This window comes from Sphingobacterium populi, from assembly GCF_001586775.1.
Classification (GTDB): domain Bacteria; phylum Bacteroidota; class Bacteroidia; order Sphingobacteriales; family Sphingobacteriaceae; genus Sphingobacterium; species Sphingobacterium populi.
This window is the reverse complement of sequence record NZ_LQXS01000001.1, coordinates 396,286-417,367: the sequence shown is the minus strand read 5'-3', so window position 1 is coordinate 417,367 and position 21,082 is coordinate 396,286. Positions and strand designations below refer to the sequence as shown.

General features: G+C 42.6%; 17 protein-coding genes and 1 tRNA gene. 4 read left to right on the top strand and 14 right to left on the bottom strand.

The genetic code is table 11. From position 1 onward, the window contains the following. Positions 1–266: 266 nt before the first annotated feature. The 6 genes from A0125_RS01585 to A0125_RS01560 form a co-directional block, all read right to left on the bottom strand. On the bottom strand, positions 267–641 hold the full coding sequence (locus tag A0125_RS01585; RefSeq protein WP_066751163.1) for a hypothetical protein: 375 nt from the start codon (positions 639–641) through the stop codon (positions 267–269). 242 nt (positions 642–883) lie between these two features. Next, positions 884–2,800 carry an alkaline phosphatase gene (locus A0125_RS01580; RefSeq protein ID WP_066751160.1) on the bottom strand — a complete coding sequence of 639 codons (1,917 nt, stop codon included), beginning with the start codon at positions 2,798–2,800 and terminating at the stop codon, positions 884–886. Between the two features lie 87 nt (positions 2,801–2,887). Further along, positions 2,888–4,444, bottom strand: a complete 1,557-nt coding sequence (locus tag A0125_RS01575) for a RagB/SusD family nutrient uptake outer membrane protein (protein ID WP_082784846.1) — start codon at positions 4,442–4,444, stop codon at positions 2,888–2,890. Between the two features lie 30 nt (positions 4,445–4,474). Next, the gene (locus tag A0125_RS01570) at positions 4,475–7,567 is read right to left on the bottom strand and encodes a SusC/RagA family TonB-linked outer membrane protein (protein ID WP_197464719.1); all 3,093 of its coding nucleotides are present in this window, start codon (positions 7,565–7,567) and stop codon (positions 4,475–4,477) included. A gap of 3 nt (positions 7,568–7,570) precedes the next feature. Next, positions 7,571–8,680: a FecR family protein gene (locus tag A0125_RS01565; RefSeq protein ID WP_082784845.1), complete on the bottom strand. Its 1,110-nt coding sequence runs from the start codon at positions 8,678–8,680 to the stop codon at positions 7,571–7,573. 78 nt (positions 8,681–8,758) lie between these two features. Then, complete coding sequence (locus A0125_RS01560; protein WP_156472375.1) at positions 8,759–9,355, bottom strand: RNA polymerase sigma factor; 597 nt, start codon at positions 9,353–9,355, stop codon at positions 8,759–8,761. Positions 9,356–9,681: 326 nt separating this feature from the next. Between A0125_RS01560 and gdhA the strand changes: the two genes are divergently transcribed. Next, positions 9,682–11,016 (top strand): NADP-specific glutamate dehydrogenase, encoded by a 1,335-nt coding sequence (gene gdhA / locus A0125_RS01555; RefSeq protein ID WP_066751148.1) that lies wholly within the window; start codon positions 9,682–9,684, stop codon positions 11,014–11,016. 145 nt (positions 11,017–11,161) lie between these two features. Here the strand turns inward: gdhA and A0125_RS01550 are convergent, their stop codons facing one another. Beyond that, positions 11,162–11,383: a SymE family type I addiction module toxin gene (locus A0125_RS01550; protein ID WP_066751145.1), complete on the bottom strand. Its 222-nt coding sequence runs from the start codon at positions 11,381–11,383 to the stop codon at positions 11,162–11,164. A 268-nt stretch (positions 11,384–11,651) separates the two neighbouring features. Here A0125_RS01550 and A0125_RS01545 point away from each other — a divergent pair, with 268 nt between their 5' ends. Then, on the top strand, positions 11,652–11,963 hold the full coding sequence (locus A0125_RS01545; RefSeq protein WP_197464718.1) for a hypothetical protein: 312 nt from the start codon (positions 11,652–11,654) through the stop codon (positions 11,961–11,963). A gap of 18 nt (positions 11,964–11,981) precedes the next feature. On the opposite strand, the gene A0125_RS01540 is transcribed toward A0125_RS01545, so the two are convergent. From A0125_RS01540 to A0125_RS01515, 6 genes are all read right to left on the bottom strand, one after another. Further along, positions 11,982–13,421, bottom strand: a complete 1,440-nt coding sequence (locus A0125_RS01540; RefSeq protein ID WP_066751142.1) for an alanine racemase — start codon at positions 13,419–13,421, stop codon at positions 11,982–11,984. After that, a complete protein-coding gene (locus A0125_RS01535; RefSeq protein WP_066751139.1) occupies positions 13,396–15,234 on the bottom strand; it encodes an FAD/NAD(P)-binding protein in 1,839 nt (612 codons plus the stop codon). Before A0125_RS01535 ends, A0125_RS01540 begins: the two co-directional genes overlap by 26 nt. Before the next feature lie 10 nt (positions 15,235–15,244). After that, entirely contained in the window at positions 15,245–16,219 is a 975-nt protein-coding gene (sbnA, locus tag A0125_RS01530; protein WP_066751136.1) for a 2,3-diaminopropionate biosynthesis protein SbnA, read from the bottom strand. A gap of 254 nt (positions 16,220–16,473) precedes the next feature. Further along, complete coding sequence (locus A0125_RS01525; protein ID WP_066751133.1) at positions 16,474–16,659, bottom strand: CsbD family protein; 186 nt, start codon at positions 16,657–16,659, stop codon at positions 16,474–16,476. Between the two features lie 85 nt (positions 16,660–16,744). Then, the gene (locus A0125_RS01520; protein ID WP_197464717.1) at positions 16,745–17,701 is read right to left on the bottom strand and encodes an ROK family protein; all 957 of its coding nucleotides are present in this window, start codon (positions 17,699–17,701) and stop codon (positions 16,745–16,747) included. Positions 17,702–17,834: 133 nt separating this feature from the next. Next, positions 17,835–18,887, bottom strand: coding sequence for a patatin-like phospholipase family protein (locus A0125_RS01515; protein ID WP_066751129.1), 1,053 nt, complete (start codon positions 18,885–18,887; stop codon positions 17,835–17,837). 105 nt (positions 18,888–18,992) lie between these two features. Between A0125_RS01515 and A0125_RS01510 the strand changes: the two genes are divergently transcribed. Continuing rightward, positions 18,993–19,080, top strand: a tRNA-Ser gene (locus tag A0125_RS01510). A 292-nt stretch (positions 19,081–19,372) separates the two neighbouring features. Here A0125_RS01510 and A0125_RS01505 read toward each other — a convergent pair. After that, the gene (locus tag A0125_RS01505) at positions 19,373–19,696 is read right to left on the bottom strand and encodes a DUF4468 domain-containing protein (RefSeq protein ID WP_066751127.1); all 324 of its coding nucleotides are present in this window, start codon (positions 19,694–19,696) and stop codon (positions 19,373–19,375) included. A gap of 480 nt (positions 19,697–20,176) precedes the next feature. Between A0125_RS01505 and A0125_RS01500 the strand changes: the two genes are divergently transcribed. Further along, the gene (locus A0125_RS01500) at positions 20,177–20,947 is read left to right on the top strand and encodes a methyltransferase domain-containing protein (protein WP_066751125.1); all 771 of its coding nucleotides are present in this window, start codon (positions 20,177–20,179) and stop codon (positions 20,945–20,947) included. The last annotated feature ends 135 nt before the right edge of the window (positions 20,948–21,082 follow it).

The following is a 21,082-nucleotide window of genomic DNA, read 5'->3' as shown; positions in this document are numbered from 1 at the left end:
AAAGTCAACTCAAAGGGAAAATTAGCGGTTTTCTTGTATGAGTGACATCGTAAAAGAATGAGGCTGATGCCTCAATCCGTCTTGTCGCTATAATAACTAAGATAAAGATAATGATTATTTTAAATAAATTAATTATTATTTATAATATTTAGATATTTTATAAGGTTAATAAGGTTTAGAGAGTTGATAATGTTGATAAGGTTAATATGGTTGAAGACTAATTACAATAAATATATCGCTGTTGCCGTAGCAAATTGCTGGTGAACCTAATCAGTTTCTACTTTCTTCATGATATATACTATTCTGTAGGAGCCACTTGATCCATTACTACTAGAAGTTATGTTAAGCGTGTTTATCAGCTCATAACCTAATTCTGCCATGTGGTTCAGCACCGCTGCATAGGATCTAGTCTGAGATAAAATGTTTGACAGCCTTTTACCTTCTTCTACTTGTTCGTCGGAATCACCCAAATCAACATTTACGCCCAATTTGCTAGACCAAAATCCTGGTTCCAATTGAATGTGAGCATATGTAGGAATACGATATTCTTCCTGCGTAGTCGTTTCCGGATACGATTGCGCAAATGCGGTAGTAAAACAGCTGGCAAAGATTACTATTGTGAGTCCTAATCGATACATCATATATATGTTGGCTTTAAAACTTCGTGATTAATGTTACTAAAAATAATAATAAATTCGGTAAAATGGGAAAAAGTGTCTCTTAAGGTTTAGAGAGTCGATAGGGTTAATAAAGCTTAGAAAGTTGGAGGGTTAATAAGGTTCAAAAAAGTTCACGTAGTTAATAGGATTTATAAGTTCCCAAAAACAACAAAGGTTGCACATTCATATAAACGGGCAACCTTTGGCATCTTGAAAATCTATTATTACTTTTTCTCCAAGAGCTTCATCAAACGATGAAATATTTCTGTATTCTCATAAAAACCAATAAAAGACTGTGCGCCGGGACCGTAAGCCATCACAGGCACGAGTATACTGCTATGATCGTTTGAAGCAAAATTTCCTTGAATGCTACCCTTTGCGGCATCTGCATCTAGTAAACTTAGCGCACCCGTTTCGTGGTCGGCCGTCACCAAAACCAAAGTATGGCCGTCGGCATCCGCAAAGCGCAAAGCCTCTCCTACGGCTTGATCAAAATCCAATGTTTCCGTCGCTACATAGGTCAAATCACGGGCGTGACCGCCATAGTCAATCTGCGCACTTTCGGCCATGATAAAGAAACCTTTGTCGCGCTTATCTAGCTTATTGATCGTGAGGTTCAACAATTGCGACAGCACAGCGCCTCTGCCCTCTTTGACTGGGCGTGTGAGTGAGTCTGGCATAAAAGTGATGATCTTTTCTGCGTCGGATTGCTCAAAATCCGCCACAGTATTTACCAAGGCAAATCCGTTTTTGGTCAACTCATTTTTGAACTGCTCGTACGGCTGTTTATGGCGATACTGTTCGGGCGTACCGCCGATTAATACATCTACCGTGGTATTCGTCAAGAGCGACCGTGAAATCGCTTCCGAAGCATTACGATCCGGATTTTTGGCATAAAAAGATGCAGGTGTTGCATCCGAAACATCGCCGGTAGAAATAATCCCCGAGCGCATCCCTAAACTCCGAATGCGATCTGGAATAGCGGGCAAAGCAGTTCCGTTGGTATCTACACTCAGGTAGCCATTATAGGTTTTGGATCCGGTCGCGATGGCGGTGCCGCCCGCACCAGAATCGGTATTGCTCGGACTATACGACGTGGTCGATGAAAAACCGATGTGACGCATCTTTTGCATATTGGATTGGCCACGATTGGCGATAATGGCCGTTTGCAGATGACCTAATCCCATCCCATCGCCAATCATCAAAATCACATTACGAATTTCTTTGTCAGTACCATCGCTTTTGTAGCTTGGTGTATATACTTCGTACGGCTTGACAAGCTGAAATCGGGAAGCATTCAACTCGTCTAAATAGATTTTCAGCTTCGCTGGATGATCGGTATTGAGCAAACTTACGCCCATTTTCTCCAGTACCATCCACGTATTCACATTGTCTGCCGTGCCCCACAAGCGAAAGGAAATGCCCCATTCTTTGGCGCGCTGACTGTCTTGCATGATCTTTTGCATTTCGGCTTTTGGAGGTACAGCTTTGCCATTCCATTGGCTGTAAGCCTTTAAATCTTGACTAATCATCCCCAAGTGCTGACGCTGCACTTCGGTGTATGCGATATTCGGCCGACCATCAAACAAGACCCACGATGGAAACTGAGCGAACAGTTCGGCTGGCGGCATATTGCCACTAATCACGATGCGTACTGGATGAGCCGATTGATGATGGTCGAACATAAAGTCGTAGGACTGCAATAGCTTGATCAATGCAGGCATCAATCGCTGATAATCTTCTTTGAAATCGAATAAGAGTTGCAGGTTTTTGTTCGCATCGGCGAATGGATGATGGTTATTGGCGCGGTATAATGCTGCCAAGGGTTGTAGATACAATTGCTCCAGTGTACGCCCCACTTGAATATCTTCTTTGTCGTGCGCGGCATAAAGGCTATCGCCACGCAAGAAAAGATCCACCTCGATGGACTCTATACCGGCATGATATGCTGTTAAGAAAGGGATTGCTTGCTCATAATCATTGTGACTGTGGCCGTGCACCGCTAATTCGCCAGCGGTTTTGTCCGCAAACATCAACTGTTCAAAGCGTTGGCGCATGTCGGGCGCTTCTTGCGCCATAAGTTGTTGCTGACTAGCTACAGCAAGCCAAGCTACTGCAATCCACCAAAAATTCTTCCTCATCTGTATTATTCTTAAAAGCTATGCGCAACCGACGCGTTGTAAAACTTTCGGGTTGGCATAGCTTAAAGTTATGGATTCTAATCTTGTTTACCAGCCTTCATTCTGTGCAATACCTGCATTGCTCACATCTTGCGGCGGAATTGGCCATACGTGGTGCACGGCAGGATTGTAATTACGTGCCGGCCAAACCGTGATCGTAGTGAAAGTAGATGCTGGATCAGTCTTCGTCACGTGCTGTCTGCCTGTTGCTGGCTTAGCATACGCCGCTTGCGCATCGCCCCAACGTACTAGATCAGAATGTCTATCGGTATATTCTCCGGCAAACTCCGAGCGACGCTCGCGTTTCAAATCGGCCATAGTAGCTCCGGTAATGGAAGCTAAACCAGCACGATTGCGCACGAGGTTGATGCCTGCATCGCCATTCTGCCCTTGCATAATCTGAGCTTCCGATTTCATCAACAAAATGTCCGCATAGCGTACCAAAGGCACATTCAGATCCGATGTTGGGTAATCGCCATTCGGATTCAAATGCTGGGAAATAGGATACCTAAATGGCTCCATGTATTTCTTGAACTGAAAACCCGTTTGGGAGTTGGACGAATAATATTTGCGCTCCGCGCCAAAAAGCGTGTACGTATCATTGAACTCCAATATGGTCGCTTTTTTGCGGGCATCGCCCACCTCAAAAGAATTATACAACTCTAACGTCGGGTGAAAATATCCCCAACCATTGTACAAACCATAGCCTGTGTTTTCAAACAAGACGGCTGGCAAGATGGATCCGCGAACCTTGTTGGACACCACCGAAAAGATATACTCAGAAGAGTAATTGTTCGCCATGTAGAATACGCTGGCAAAATCTTCTTCCGGATTGTTGGTATCGATCAATTGACGACCAGAACCAGAGTTGGTGACAAGATCACAGTATTTCGCTACTTCTGCCCATTTCGCGGCATCATAACGTGCCCATTGCACATTTGCTTTGGCCAAATACGCATAAGCCGCATCTTTATTAGCTCGCCCCAAATCACTTGAACCATACGCCGTAACTAATGGCAACATATCTGCAGCACGCAAAAGATCGGCTTCGATCATCGCTAAGTTCTCGCGCACATGAGCCGGACGTTCGAAACGTGTTTCCAACATATTTTCTTCGGTCACGATTGGAATTCCCGCACGTTGGTCGCCATAGTATTGCGCTAGGTAGAAATAAGCGTAACCACGCATAAAATAAGCTTCGCCCAATACGCGCTGTTTGGTCGCTTCTTGAATCTGCATCGCTGGCACTTTACTAATAATCGTATTTGCCCGTTGGATGATTTGGTAAAACTTCTTGTACATGCTGTTCACACGGCTTTCATTACCATTGGCAGTGAAGTTGCGCACGGCAGCCGAACCGGCATCAGTACGTCCGGTCACCATATCGTCGGATGCGTTGACATACCAGAAAAGTCCGCGGCCAAACATGGCGTCGTCGGTAAAGTGTTCATACAATCCATTCGAAGCAAAGATGGCATCGGCTTCTGTTTTCCAATAGTTGGCATCGGTGATCGTACCTTCTGGAGTAAGATCGGTAAAGTCAGTCGAACAAGACTGCGCGGTAAGGCCCATGCTTAGTAAGGCTAACGCGATATATTTATTCATTTTTAATGACATGATGAGTAATTCTACAGGTTAAAAGTTAACATTTAATCCAACGGTGTAGGTTTTTGCTAATGGATAGTTAGCCACATCCAATCCTACGCTACCTACTTCTGGGTCGATACCCGTGTACGAGGTGAATGTAAATGGATTCTCCGCAGCGATGTACACGCGCGATTGGAATTTGCCTAATGGCAAGGTATAACCTAGCGTGATGTTTTTGATACGGAAGTAATCACCACTTTCTAAGTACCAGTCGGATGCTGTACCGAAATTATTGTTTGGATCCTGACGGGAAAGAATTGGAATATCGCTATTGGTATTTTGTGGAGTCCAAGCACCTAGCACGCGGCTATCTAAGTTGTAACCGTTTGAGGCTGCATTGTACGCGGTATATTTATAACCATTGAAGATCTTCGATCCCGATACACCATAAGTCAACACGTTCAAATCAAAACGTTTGTAATCTACGTTGAAAGAGAAACCGTAGGTGAACTTAGGAATAGCGCTACCCATGTACACGCGATCATCATCATTGATGCGACCATCACCATTGGTATCTACAAAACGTAAATCGCCTGGGCGAGCCTGCGGCTGGATCAGCTGACCATTCACAGCATGTGCATCTACTTCGGCTTGGGAATTAAAGATACCAGCACTTGGGATCAAGTAGTACGAATACAAACGCTGTCCCGGTGTAGAACGGTATGGCAACACTACACCACGCACATTATCACCATGTTGGATAAAATCATTGAAGTAACCATCTAGGTTCAGCACCTTGTTGGTGTTGACACTAATGTTGGTTTGCATGCCTACGCGCCATTCACCAAAAGTATCGTTATAACGTACCGATCCTTCAAATCCTTTGTTTAAGATGTCACCAATGTTAGAAGTTGGTCCTTGCGAGAAACCGGCATGTGGATTGGCATCATTAGTATATACCATACCGATCGTTTTCTTCTCGTAATAATCGGCCGCAACGGTAATCTTATCCATAATGGTCATATCTAATCCAATGTCGAATGATTGGGAAATCTCCCACAACAAGTTCGGGTTGAATTGCTTGTTCACCGCAAAGTGGCGCACCAATTGTCCATCGGCTCCTATTGGCGTAAGCGTACCGGTTGATAATGGAATGTTGAACGCGTAGCGATCTACCGATTGAATGTTACCAATCTGTCCCCATGATGCTCTAACTTTTAGATCATTGATGATGGAACTGTTGAAGAAAGGTTCGGAAGAGATTTTCCAAGCACCCGATATCGACGGAAATACATCCGAGCGATTTTGAGACGACAAACGAGAGGTACGATCTTTACGAATACTGGCACCGATGAAGTAACGGTTGGCGTAGTTGTAGTTTACACGCGCAATAGCCGACGTTAAGGCATCTTCCCAAACGCTGCTCGTGGGCAATGTTGGCAACGATGCGGCATTACCAATGTACTGGTACCAATCATCCTCCCGCTCGAAGCCCATTCCTTGCACATAAAATTGCTCATAACGTGTTTTCTGCGCTGAATATACGGCTACCACATCTAAATTGTGATCGCCAAAGCTTTTGGTGTAGTTCAACTGCTGATCCCAGATCCAACGGTCTTCTTTGGATTCTTCGTGCGTCAAATAGTTATTCAAGTTAGCCCGTCCGATCTCTGGAATTTTTGGATCAAAACGTTTCAACGAATAGCGTCTCATATTCAAGCCAAAGTTGGATTTGAAGGTCAACCCATCTAGGATATCCACTTTCACGAACGCATTTCCGTTCAGGTTTAAGGTTGGATTATTGACCGTCGGTCGCAATAACAAGGCTACTGGATTGTAGGTATCACCATAAATGCTGGAGAAGCCCGACAAATCGCTCGGCACGGTTCCGTGGAAGTTGCCTGCTTCATCATAAACTGGCGCTGCCGGATTCATATAAATCGCATTGATAATAGCACCGCTATAGCTACTAGTCGTGTTTGTACCACGTGTCGTAGTTTGGTTCACGTAGAAGTTTTGTCCTACGGTAACACGATCATGCAACTGAAACTCCGATTTCAATCGGTAAGCAAAACGTTTGTAACCCGTATTCAACAACATGCCTTCGCGATCGTGATATCCGAATGAGCTGCTGTACGTAGATTTCTCGCCGCCACCAGAGATCTGCGCATTGGCATTTAAGATATTTCCGGTCTGGAAGATTTCGTCCATCCAGTTGGTGCGTGTTACTTGCCCCCAAGGATTTTGCTGCGCGTCGTGCCCCGCTTGCAAGTTCAAGCCGCTAGTGGCATACGCTTGATTGTAGGCTTGCGAATATTGTTGTGCGTTGAGCGCTGTTGGCAGGTTGCTTGCTGTTTGCCAGCCGCGATAAAGATCTACATTCAATCTTGGCGCACCAGATTTACCACTTTTAGTGGTAATCACGATCACACCGGACGATGCTTGCGCACCATAAATAGCCGCCGCCGCCGCATCTTTCAAGATATCTACTTTCTCAATATCATTCGGGTTTATCGGCCCGCCATAGTAAGGCATACCATCGACCACATATAATGGTTCTTCTGAATTCAATGTTCCCATACCGCGCACCATCACTTTTGGATTGGCGCTGGGATCGCCACCTGGCGACATCACAGTAAGACCCGCCACATTGCCCTGCATCATATCCGCGATATTGCTGAGCGGACGATTGACTTGATCAGCTACATCTGGTAATGAACTGACCGCTGTGGTCAAATCACCACGGCGTTGCTGTCCGTAACCGACTACGACAATCTCATCCAATTCGGATTGTTGCTGTTCTAATCGGATCAACATAGAGCTGCTTTCACCAGCATTTAAAACTTTGGTGGCTGTTTCATACGATTGATAGCCCACCATGCTTACACGAATGCGGTATTGCGAAGTCGCATTCACGCCTTCCAACACAAACATACCTTTGGCATCGGTAGATACCTGCGCTACGGATTTTCCGTTGGCATCTACCAGTTGCACATTGGCACCTGGAATGTAGGTGCCTGTATTGTCCATAATCGTACCGCGCAATTGGCCGGTAGATTGAGCCCAAGCATTGGCAGCGAGGAAGAATGCAACTCCACTCATGGCTAGCCGAACATTTCTAAAAATGCTTCTCTTTTTCATCTATTAATTTGTTGTTTGGTTTTTTATTTCGGTAGGAACTGTTTGATCTAAGGATGTTTTCTGACTAATAATCAGGCCATTATCCGATTCTTCGCACTGCAGATCATTCATTTGACAGATGACCCGAAGCATGATGGCTGCGGATTCCGATTCTAAAAATTCGCCAGTGAATGTCAATCCGACAAGATCTAAATCTGTTGTATTGATATGGATTTGTTTACGTGCGGCAATGGTTTCAAATACGGCTTGTAATGGCGCATCTGCAAATGCTAAAGTCTGCTTTACAGGCTTAGATTCTGGTATCTCCGTTGCCGGAGTGTAAGCAGGTGTGATCGGATTCGCTGGAATGAATACAAATCTTTCACTTTGACGATCAATAGATAGCTTATCTCCTGCTACTAGGTACTGATCTTTCATAGCGCGACCAGTATGAGCTGCCTTTTTCACCACGATCTTGCCAGACAAGAGCGCGATATCAATTTGTTGCTTAGATGTAGCATCGATCATGAAGATCGTACCTAATGCTGTCGTACTATAATTGTCTGTCCAAACGACGAATGGACGCGCCGTATCGTGCGCCACCTCGAATGTGGCTTTTCCTTGCAAATGCAGCACGCGATCATGCTCAGCGTAGTTACGTGCGTAAGCGAGCTGTGCGCCGGCAGATAAAGTAACAACAGAGCCATCTTTCAGCCGAGCGACGCGATCGTGTGCGGTGGTATTTCGTAAGGTGATCGTATCTGTTGGTTGGGTATTCACTTGTGCGAATGTTGTATTTTGCGCTTGTGGCGTATGGTAGATAAAAATCATTCCTGCAACACCAAGTACTAGCACAATAGCAGCAGCCGCCGCCCAAGTTTGGAAAAATCGACGCGGCTTGTGCTCTTGTACATCGATCTTAGCATGTATTTGGTGCAATATGGCTGCATAATCTGAATCGGATAGCAGATTGGCTTTTTCTAATTGTTTGTCATCGCTGAACGATTCCTCTAGCTCACGCTGAAGATCACTACCTTGCATCTCCAAATCTGCCAAAAGATTTTCGATCTCTTTCTGGCTCAACAGTCCTTTCCATAAATCAGCAATACGTCTTCCAATCTGGTGTTTCATCATACGTAAATACACCAATGTGGCTCCTTTGGGGATGCGTACTTAGGTTAAGTAATGATGAATAAATTGTAAAGCCAACGTTTAGAATTGTAAGTAGAAAAATAACAAGACCACCTCCGGCACATACGTCGCATAATGCCGTAAAACATGCATTTTTATAGCCTTATTGGATTGCTTGAGGTAATCAGAAACCGATTGTTGGCTAATGCCCAGCATAGCCGCAACATCGGCTTTGGAACGGCCCTCATAGCGGCACAGCATAAATACGTCTTTTTTGCGGGCAGGAAGTATTTCTATCGCATCATCGATTAATGCGAGTTGTCGGTGTAGTTCTGCATCCTCTTCTTCGCTATTGGATACTAGCGCAAGATGCGGGTATTCGGCTACGTACTCGACCGTTTCCTTGAGTCTCTGCCGAATGCAATTCAGCGATTTATTGTAGCTCACGACAAACAACCAACCACCGACAGATTCTCTTGATTCGAACTTGAAACGATTCTGCCATAGCGACAAAAAAACATCCTGAAGTAATTCACTCGCTTGCTCAGATGAATGTACCAATTTCAAAATATTGGCATGTACTTGTCGGTGATAATGCGCATAAAGGCGATTAAAGGCGTTCAAATCGCCTATCGCCAGTAGCTGTACGTCGTGTTTTTCTAGGTAATCGCTTTTCATACCGATGTCCAAAATCCCCAATGGGCTGGGAATTTTGGACAAAAATATTTAAAAACGACGGGCGATTCCGCGCTGCTTATGTTATCAAATTATTAAAAAAACGAGTGCACTTCATTATCGATCGGGAGCTTTCCTCCGATATAATCGGGCGATGTATAAAAGAATAAATCAAGCTAAATCTACGAAGTAATCCCGCAAAAAAATGAAATTAAACACGACAAATCTTACGCTGTTTGTCGAATTAATCTTAATTTGCATATAGCATATTGTTATGATGCTATGTGTACACTCCCGTACAAATCAAAAACATAGAAAGAAAGTTATAGATGATAAACACTTATAAAAGCATGCTTCATAGCATCGCGGAAAGAAATCAACACCAGCCCGAATTTTTACAAGCAGTGGATGAGGTTATGGAAGACGTGATTCCTTATATGCAAGAAAACCATCAAGATTGGTTCCAAGCCAAAATTGTAGAACGCATAACAGAACCCGAACGTGTCGTTAGTTTTCGCGTGGTTTGGTTAGATGACAAGCAAGAAGTACAAGTTAATCGTGGATATCGGGTACAGATGAATAGTGCCATTGGCCCGTATAAAGGCGGCTTGCGCTTCTCTCCTACGGTCAATCTCAGTATTTTGAAGTTTCTAGCTTTTGAGCAGGTGTTCAAAAACAGCTTGACTGGATTGCCACTGGGCGGTGGCAAGGGCGGTTCTGATTTTAACCCGAAGGGAAAATCGGACAACGAGATTATGCGGTTTTGCCAAAGTTTTATGACAGAGCTGCACCGACATATCGGCTCGGATACTGATGTACCTGCTGGCGATATTGGTGTTGGCGGTCGCGAAATTGGTTTTCTTTTTGGCCAGTATAAGCGTTTGCGCAATCATTTCACGGGCGTGCTGACCGGCAAAGATACTGCTTGGGGTGGGTCGTACATTCGTCCGGAAGCGACGGGTTATGGATTATTGTATTTTGTGCAAGAAATGCTTTCGCATCAGAAAAAAGATATTAGCGGACTGGTGGTATGTATCTCTGGAGCGGGCAATGTGGCACAGTACGCCGCTGAAAAATCGTTAGAAATGGGTGCAAAAGTTATTACGCTTTCAAACAGTTCGGGAACATTGCATGATAAAGACGGGTTTGATGCGGAAAAATTAGCTTATATCGCCACGCTTGGTCGTGAACTCGACAAATACACTGCGAAATATACAAACGCTACCTTCCATGCGGACGAAAAACCTTGGCAATTCGCCTGCGACATTGCTCTTCCGTGTGCTACGCAAAATGAACTAGATGCAAATGATGCCGAGCGATTGATAAAATCTGGATGTATTCTTGTTGCCGAAGGTGCCAACATGCCATCTACAGCCAAAGCGATTCAGTTGTTTCGCGAAAATGAGGTTTTATTTGGCCCGGCTAAAGCGGCTAATGCCGGCGGTGTTGCAGTTTCTGGTTTAGAAATGTCGCAGAATGCGATCGGCCAGTCTTGGTCGCGCGAGGAAGTCGACGAACGCCTTAAACAGATTATGCAAGATATTCACCAAACGTGTATTACTTATGGAAATAGTAAGACGAGCATACCCAATTATTTGAAAGGAGCAAACATCGGAGGCTTTATCAAAGTTGCCGCTGCGATGATGGATCAAGGCGCTGTTTAACGTACTTTTTTACGGAAGTTTTTGGATCAATATTTTGGTTGCGATTTGCTCACAATATTGATCCATTCATAGCATAAAGGCCTTTTCTCCTGTCGCTCGGATAGCGTTATTAGTGAGATTTGCTAATGTGTAAAATAGTCGAAAATTAGACGGACTGATCGGATTGATCATTATTTAATTCTATAATAATTTTCTTATCGTATACTTTCAGCACGAGTTTATCCCCGGCCTTAAATCCGCACTCCGTGAGCCACTTCCCAGCGATAAGAATCTTAGGGTCATATCTACCATTATTATATCGGCTAGCAACATATTTACGGCTTACAGTCAGCTTTCTAGTTTTTGCGTTACGTTTAGAGCTCTTCATGCAGGATCGATTACAGAAAGGTATTGTCCTGCGAATTAATAGGTTATACAACACCTATACAACTTCGATATGGAGTAAATTATACGATTGTTAGGATATTTTATTCAAACATTTGGCTATATTTAGGTAATTGTTACTCCTACACAAAAATCTATCTAAGAAATGGCGCATGCTAATATAGCACATAAGAAGGTGCACCAAGGTCGTAATATTAAACGCTTCCGCGAGATGCTAGGTATAAAACAAGACGCATTGGCGACAGCATTGGGTGAAGAGTGGAATCAAAAAAATATCTATTCTAGAACAGAAAGAGGTTATTGACGCAAGTGTGCTCGCTCCCATAGCGATCATTTTGAAGGTTCCTACTGAGGCGATTCAATATTTAGATGACGACTCTGCCATTCGGATTATCGCAAATACGTTTAGCCAACAGGAAGAGTCGCCCAGCACAACTGCGCAAGCTATTCATTATCCTCCAACATTTAATCCATTCGATAAAATGGTTGAATTGTATGAGCGCATCATAGAGCAACAGCAACAAACAATTGATAAGCTAGAACAACTAATCCACAAAAGATAGCAGGATTTGCTGAAGAATTTAACGGTCGATGCTAAACGCTTTTTCAGTATAAAACACATTCTCAGCTAGAGCAAATTGATGTGCTTGTGATTCGAAGAAATGCATCATATACCCAGCAGTATTTACAAAAACCATCAAATCTCCAACGGCTGGCACACCATTAAACTTGATTTTGCGGAGCAGTATAAACTCTTGTTCCAAACAATACGCCCCAACTAAATAACCTAATACTGATTGCTCCTTGCTTGACAAATCCGCGGCTTCTTCTATTTGCTGTGGCAAATGAATAGGATCCAATAAAAAATCTGCACTTGAACTCTTCATCTGTGTGCGGTTCATCTCGAGCCCAACTAGCAGATTACCTGCAGCATCATGCTTCCTAAATGCTACGCGCGCTACAGTCATACCTGTCTGGTCCAAAAGGGAACGACCAGGTTCTATACGAACCTCGATTTTCCGATCGCGCAGTAATTGATAGATAGGCGCATCGTATCCATCGACATGACTTATCAGGATTTTTTCTAAAAAACCATCCTTGTTTACTTCGTTGTAATATGGATATACTTTGGGTTCGCCATACAGTTTATTTTCAATTTTGACCATTCCTAGCGGATCGTTTCGATAGGTCAGCTCTTGGCGCCCCTCCAGTATAGCCTTTTTTAGTTCGCTGTGAAAATATTCCCATTCCGACTGATCATTCAAATAATTAACAAGGTAACCGCCCCCGATGTCCAAGTGCAAAGTTTGCACGTTTTGTTCCTGCAAGGCGTCAATGAGCTCGATGCACTGGCCTATAGCAGCAGCACGCTCTGGAATAGAATATCCGTTTAGATGAAAATGCAGACCCACGTAAGAAAGCATTGGGTGATGGGCGATATGATCGAGTATTAGCTTTTGCGCCTCAGTAAGTGAAAAACCAAATCGCGTGTGTAAGGTAGTTCCGTTCACTTCAAATCCGCCAACACGGAGGCTGATATTGGCATTTTTGCCTGTCCGTTGCACTACTTTCTCCAATAAATCCAGCTCATCCAAATTATCGATAATAATGGTGACATGGTGCTCCACGGCCAACTCCAACAAACGCGAAGATTTTACAGCGGCCGTAGATATAAGTTGTGCAGGATCTATTCCGGCTTCCAGACATTGTGCTAATTCTTCAAAACTTGCAGTATCTAACCCTTCACCAAGCTCGGCGGCATGCATTGCATAAGAAATACATTTATTTGCTTTGCGTGCAAAATAGATACGATGTTGCAATTCATATTTTTCAAATACAGACTTGAATGCTCCCACATTTTCTGCGAAAGGTACTAACGATTGCACATTGAGTGGTGAACGATATTGCGCTACTGCATCTTGCAATTGCAGCGGAACATCGATGAGCTGTCTCATCCAATCGTGGATAATCGCTGTGAGCGGTACGTGTTTTTCTTTATTCGTGGTGTGCGAGAATGTCATCTGCGTGGATTAATTGTATGATACGCTGAGCCCAAGAGCTAGCCAAATTATTGCGAACTCTGGACAAAGAGTCATTGTCAAATAGTATGCCTTCTGTGGGTGTGCCATAGAAATAGAGCGGAATCTCCTGGTCTGCAATGCTAGATTGTGTTCGGCCATCCTGATCGATAGCAATACAACCGGGTCGATACGTGCCATTTTCAAAAACTTGCACTAATCCGCGATTGACCAAACGATTATAAAGTGGTGAATTTTGCCGAACTATTTCGCTACGCGCAATACGTCCGTCAATCAAATATGATGCGTTAAATTGTTCCTGTTCATTTCCAATCACAAACTGATTATTAGCTGAGTCGTAGCTAATTTTTGATTGCGGCGGAATACTAAACTGAATAATGCCTGCTTTTGCCAAAGCGCTGATTTTGCGCATGTTGGCAATTGGTGGCCCAAAGCTGGTTCGGCAGCAGGCGCTCCATATTTGCTTGTCCAGATATTCGTGACTTGCTGGTGTGAAACCGCCGAAATTGTAAAGATCGCCTAGTAGTGGCGTAAGCTCACGCCATACCGCAGCAGCGGCCATGTAAGGATTATGCAATTCGCCCTCTTCCGCACGGTTAACGCATTCATCTATATATTCATTTGTAGCCTGATCTCTATTTTTATTATCCGACACCTTTGGAAATAATAAATGATCGAGCGTAAACCTGTCCTCGACAGCAAGATTATTGATATACGATCGCACCTGCTCCTCCTCCTTACTTTTCAGCATCGTACTGTAGTAAGCATACTGAATTTCTGCATGTAGAATAGGCAATACTTCTTTTTCGAAATCAATCTGCCGCTCGACCCCGTAGGTCGCTAAATTTCGCAAGGCTTGCTCTGTGTACTCGCGAACTTTATATCGTTTTTGTCCATATATTGGACCACGAGGATGTATCGGCAAATTGCTCCTGCTAAACGGAAGTAAAACTGGTTCATTGCCCGACGGCTTATATTCTCCATTTGGAGTGAAAACACCACCACGCCCCTCCGTCAGTTGCAAGCAAATATCTATAAATGTAAGCCCTAGTCCCAAAATGGCGACTGGCATTGATTTCGGAATGCTATTTAAATGATGGATCGGATATGCACTAGGCAAATATTCTTTTGGTGCGTGGCCAGCCTTCGTCGTAAATGGAGGAACATTTTGATAACAATGTCCAGTAGCCAACAGTAAGTAATCGAGATTCTCGACTTCTTCTCCGTCTTTTATTAGTACCGTGAACTTTTCTTTGTATCTGATATCGTGTACACTGCCTACTATCATTGATAATGAGACTTGTGCTGGTAGAGATAAAAGTAATTGCTTCAATACATGCTGCAAATAAACACCTACCAAAGCACGCGACGCAAAATCGGTGGGCGATACGGGCAAATTCGTGTATTGGTATTTCTTAATCCAATTCGTCAGAGAAAGCTGTTCGATCATCTGCTCCTGCCTATCATCGCGAAGCCAAGCATCGATATTACCAATACAATAGTTGATCAACAAATTATCAGGCTGAGTCACACAATAATTGTTTCCGCTTCCAAAGTGTTGGCTTTCATTAAACCATACAATCTGTATCGGAGTACTATTGTCAGACTGCCGTACCGTGTAGAGTATTCTTTCTAAAGCATACATACCCTTTGGCCCACCCCCCACGATGCCAATCTTCTTTGGCGGATGGGTTGCTGGGTTGCAATTAACATCATTAATTGTCGTGATCATGTCGCTGATAAACCTTGTGGTGAGCAACACCTCTTCAGACAAATGTTTTTTTTCCCAAATCATAGCGTCTACTTTAATCCAATGTCAAACTATGTTTGGCGATCCATTCTGCCGAATATATGGTATCCAAATAGCGCTCTCCGTTATCCGGAATGATTGCAACAACATGTTGCCCGACTATAAAATTTTCACGATACTTCGCGATCGCTTGGACCACTGCACCTGCAGATCCGCCCCCTAGTATACTTTCGGAGGCCAAGAGTTGATAACAGCCCGACACACAATCTGCATCGCTCACGTGAACCACGTCGTGCACCTGATCAGGTAATAAAAAATGCGATTTGCGACTCGCGCCCATGCCCGGAATTAGGCGCGGGCTTGGCTGATCTTTAAATATAAGACTGCCTTCGGCGTCTACTGCGATAATACGCGTGTGTGCTCCCATACGCTCGATGGCATCGGCAAATCCTCTTAAAGTACCGCATGTGCTGGTCGGTATGAAGAGGTAATCGGGCGCAGTTCCCAAATCATCTACAATCTCTTCGTAGGTTTGTTGATGTGCCGCCGGATTATCCATATTATGATACTGATCTGGCCAAAAACTATTTGGTATATCGCGAAGTAACTCTTCCACCTTTTTCAGTCTGGAATTGAGATATCCGCCGTTACCGTCGTCTACGTTAACCTTTACAATTTCTGCATGGAAGGTTCTCAAAATCTTCTCGGCTAGTGGATTGATGTGTGGATCGGTTACCAAAAACAATTTCAAACCATAGAAATGACAAATACGAGCTAATCCTATCCCCATATTCCCGGAGGTTGACTCAATGATTACGCTGCCAGCGTTAATCCGACCTTGATCCATCGCGTGCCTGATGATATTGTGCGCGGTACGATCTTTTATACTGCCACCCGGATTGAGCATTTCTAATTTGCCGTATACGGCCGCATTGTCTCCTAAAAATAATTTATTAAAACGTACTAAAGGCGTATGGCCTATGCAAGCCAAAATATCATTTTTTGGCGCTCTAATTTGTGTTAATTCCATCGTGACCCTCTTCCTTTCTTCCTTGCTTAATTTTACTTATACGTTACAGTCACCATGCTGATTACGAAGGTAACAAATGCACATCGCTGACCTTATGCATGATCAAGTTGTACGTCTGTATAACAGTTTCATTTGATTTAGGTTTGAGAATCCGACCCTTGTGTTTGTACGGTATTTTACATAAAAAAAGTGCGGATTATACTATAACCCGCACTTTCTACTATTGGCATCAGTCTTTTAATGACTGTTAATGCCTATAACTTGTTCAACCAAGTTTCGACCTCTTCTTTGGTTTTACCGGTTTCTTTTTGCAAACGACCGATCAACTCGTCTTCCTTACCTTCTGCGTAAGTCAAATCGTCATCAGTCAATTTACCATATTGTTGTTTAACTTTACCTTTAAGCTCGTTCCAACGGCCTTTCCATGTTAATTCACTCATGATATCCTCCTTGTTTTTGTTTGATTATACAACACGTATCTGGAAGATATGTTTGAAAGTTATTATACTTTTTTGAAGAATTGCCCTAGCTTAGGATTAGAGCGCTAGCTCCAAGTATGGCAGCATCAGACTCATCCAAACCGCTGAATACGATCTTTACCTTGTTCCGGAATATTGGCAAAAGATTACGCTCCATATGTAGCTTCGTAGGATTTAAGATAAAATCTCCCGCACGAATCACTCCTCCGAATAAAAGAATGGCTTCGGGCGATGAAAACATCACGAAATTGGCTAATGCTTCGCCCAATTTTTGGCCAGTATACCTAAAAACTTCTATTGCGATAGCATCCCCCTCGGATGCACACTCGAATACTGTTTTTGAATTTATAGCGTCTTCTGGATAATTATTGAGCATTGACTCTGGAAATTCGGCGCGCATTTTCTTCGCTGTAATTGCAATGCCTGTGGCTGATGCGTAGGATTCTAGACTTCCTTCAGAACCAGTACTCCAATGTTTACGACCGCCAGGTTTTACAATAGTATGGCCTAATTCACCAGCAAAACCATCATGCCCATAGATCAGACTTCCATTGGCCACAATGCCACTTCCTACACCTGTACCCAATGTGATCATGATAAAATCTTTCATGCCTTGGGCTGCACCAAATAACATTTCTCCTTGCGCTGCTGCATTTGCATCATTGGTAATCCTGCAAGGAACCCCAAATTTAGTAGTAATCAATTCGCCAAATGGAATAACACCTTTCCATGGAAGATTAGGTGCATATTCAACAGTGCCAGTATAGAAGTTGCCGTTGGGCACTCCAACACCAATTCCAGACAAAGTGTGGCCTAATAAATGCTTTTCCAACAAAGGTGTGACCGCAGCATGCAACGCATCAATAAAAGCATCAATCTCTTTATAAATATTAGTACGAATCGAACCCTTATCCAGCACGACGCCCTTATCATTCACTAATCCAAATTTTGTATTGGTTCCTCCAATATCTATCCCGAGAACTACACGTTCTGTCGATTGCATTACAGACATTTCTTTTTTTATTTCTTGATTTACGGAATTACTATTTCAAGTATCACGATTGCTAATATAGGTACTTTGTGTGATTTTTACACACTTACCCTGGTCGAAATAGTAAATCGGCGACTTGAAGGCTTTACTTTCTGCGAAGAAAATTCCAGACCGAATTGTCTTTTAACTGTTCTTTATCCACGATGAGGTCATCCAAAATAGTGTTAATTACTTCATCATAATCACTGATAACATTATCAGCTAGGGATATTAATTTCTGGATATTACTAGGACTTGCGTCATCCATTGCTGGAGAAATGGACGAAACATTGTTAGGTTCTATGCGCGTATATTGTGATGCTTTGTGAACGGAGCGAAATAATTGCTTCAAGAAGTAATCGGTACTTTCAGAAGAACTGCTAGTCATGATATCCACTAGTGCTGGGCCAATAGAGATAGCCCATTTCTTTTTAAAATCGTCATAATTATAAACGTTTTTGGCTACTCCTGTACCAAGCGATAGAATATGAACGTCATCAATCTTAAATGTATCGTACGTTTTTAGCATCTCTAATAGTCCGCTCAGTGCTGGATTGTGCGCAAAAACTCCCCCATCGAGCAAAGGAAAACGTGTACCAGCGATCGAAAATATCTCGGCTACTGAGAAGTATGTGGGTGCTGCCGCTGTAGCACGACACACATCTTTAATATAAAAATCGCGGGTATCGCCATGCGAAATAGCCTTTTGTTGTCTGAAAATATGATTCTTACGCAGCTCGATGTTGTATGCAGTCATGATCGCAGGCTTGAGTAGCTCACTCAATTTAACATCTCCAAAATACTGATCTAGGATTGATTCTAATATCGTTGCGTCATAAAGTTCGCTCAGAAGACCAAATTTACTCAAAAACCGTCGCCAGCGCGTTGTCGAAAAAATGGATGGGCCATATTTTAGGTATATATCTAAAGCTTCTTTAGCATAAAAACGTGGCTTGCTTGCATCATCGGGATGAGGACAAAGCATAATCGCGATCAGAATGCCACCTGTACTTGTGCCTGTAAAAAAATCAAAATACTCGGAAAGATGTGCATCGCTATTTTTTGTCTTGTCTTGAAGACGTTGTTCCATAGCTAGTAAAACCATGCCCGGAATTATTCCTCTTATACCTCCGCCGTCGATGGACAGAATTCGCTTCATATTGTGTGCTTTTCTATAAAGTTAATAAAAGATATACATGTTTTGGAGGTCAGAATTTGTGTTTGCCGATACTAGAGATAAATACTATATTTGCACACGAAACACGGATAGGTGTCAGAGTGGTCGAATGAGCAGACCTGGAAAGTCTGTATACGGGATGACCGTATCGAGGGTTCGAATCCCTCCCTCTCCGCTTATAAACCCTTTGTAAACAGAAATTTACAAGGGGTTTTGTTTTTTAATAAGACATCTGAAGGCTATCTTTCTATCTCTCGTTTGAATAATACCAGCAAAGAATAAAAATGATCATTGATCATCTCCACATTTTTCGCGACTCTTGCTCACGTTTTTCTCTCGCTTTACCCTTCATCGACTGAATCCTCCTCTTCTCTAAAGATATGTCATATTCAATTGGCCTTAGCACCTCATCTGTAACATCAAGTTTTGCTAGAATAATCTCCTTAATCACAATAGTTGCTTTATTATCATAGGATGCTAAATGTATGGTAAACGTTGGTCGAGTCGACCTGCCGATACTCCAGTGAAATCCTTTTGGCAAATTTTGTAAAGGCTGACATTGCTTTTACCACCATCTCACCTGATTGCCGGTCTTCATGTTGCACAACTACATTATCCCCATTTAAGATAGAGGAAACAAAGTTATTACAACGTTCAAATATTTCTTTTTTATCTAGGGAAGAGTTGTACACATCCAATTGATAATAGACTTTACCATCTTTATACGGTAGTTCTTTACCCAAACAGAAACTTATGCACAATGCAAAAAAGAAGATAAATATTGCTTTCATGGTTAATGGAATGCTTTTTTAAGTAATTGATCAGTCCCGAATTTTGATGTATTCGTCATACCGGACATTACCATACACAGTTTGAGAGTGATGCTGAAGAGCCATTGCTTTCACATCCATCAATTAACCACGATCTTTTCATATTCCTTCAAGATAATTCCGTCTTTAGCACGATTATCTAGTATCATTTTCTTTAAATGTCTAAGTAAGCACCCGGTATAAGCATCAACAGTCAAAGATATACAACTCCTATTGACGTAGTACATTTTTACTTATCGCATTACAATTTTGATGATTGTGTCTACAGCGCTTAAAAAAACATAAATTAGCAGAGTAAAAAGCACTGTTAGCTGCGAGCCTTAAAGATATTGCAAACTAAAAATTATCCTAACTTGTTGAAATTATTACATGCGTCGAAGTTAATATGAAAACAGTTTCAGTAGTATCCTAAATCAGAATAACTTTTTAATACAATTAATTATGCCTTGGAATCCAGAAATATACAATCAGTTTAAGAATATACGATACCAGCCTTTTTTTGATCTAACAGATATGATTTCAGCGAAAGGATTGAAAAATGTCGTTGATATAGGCTGCGGCACCGGAGAGCAAACGGCAATCTTGTCTGAAAAATTTGAAAAAGCTTCGTTTTTAGGTATCGATTCGTCCGAAGAAATGCTGTCTGAATCCGATAAATCCTCTCGTGAAAACTTACGGTTCAGTAATATATCTATTGAGACATTTGCCGAGGACGGTACAAAATGGGATTTAATTTTCAGCAATGCCGCTTTGCAATGGGCAGACAATCATCAGGAATTGTTTCCTAAACTGATTTCAAAACTCAATCCCGGAGGTCAGTTTGCCGTGCAAATGCCGGTTCAGAATGAAAATTTGCTCAACAAGCTGCTTCTTGAACTAGTTCAGGAAAAACCTTTTGCAGATTTTTTACAGGGTTGGAAAAGAACATCTCCGTTGCTGGATATAGACGAATACGCACAAATCCTGTTTGATAGCGGATTGGAAGATATTCAAATCATTCAAAAAGTATATCCCATTATAGCCGATAGTCCGCAAAGGCTGTTTGATTTTATTTCGGGTTCTTCATTAATCCCTTATTTGGAAAGAATGCAGGTAGCAGAACAGGAGATCTTTGTTGTGGAATATAAAAAACGTATTGCAACCGCATTTCAAAAGTCCCCTGCGATCTATGCTTTTAAACGCTTACTGTTGTATGGAAAAAAAGGCGGATAGGATAACAAATATTACTACAAACCGCCATTGAGAGGCAAATTCACGCCCGAACAAAAAAATCCAAATTCTTTTAAGATGTTACACATCATACCTCCATCCTTCTGCTTCCATTGATAAAAAAACGGTGTGGACATG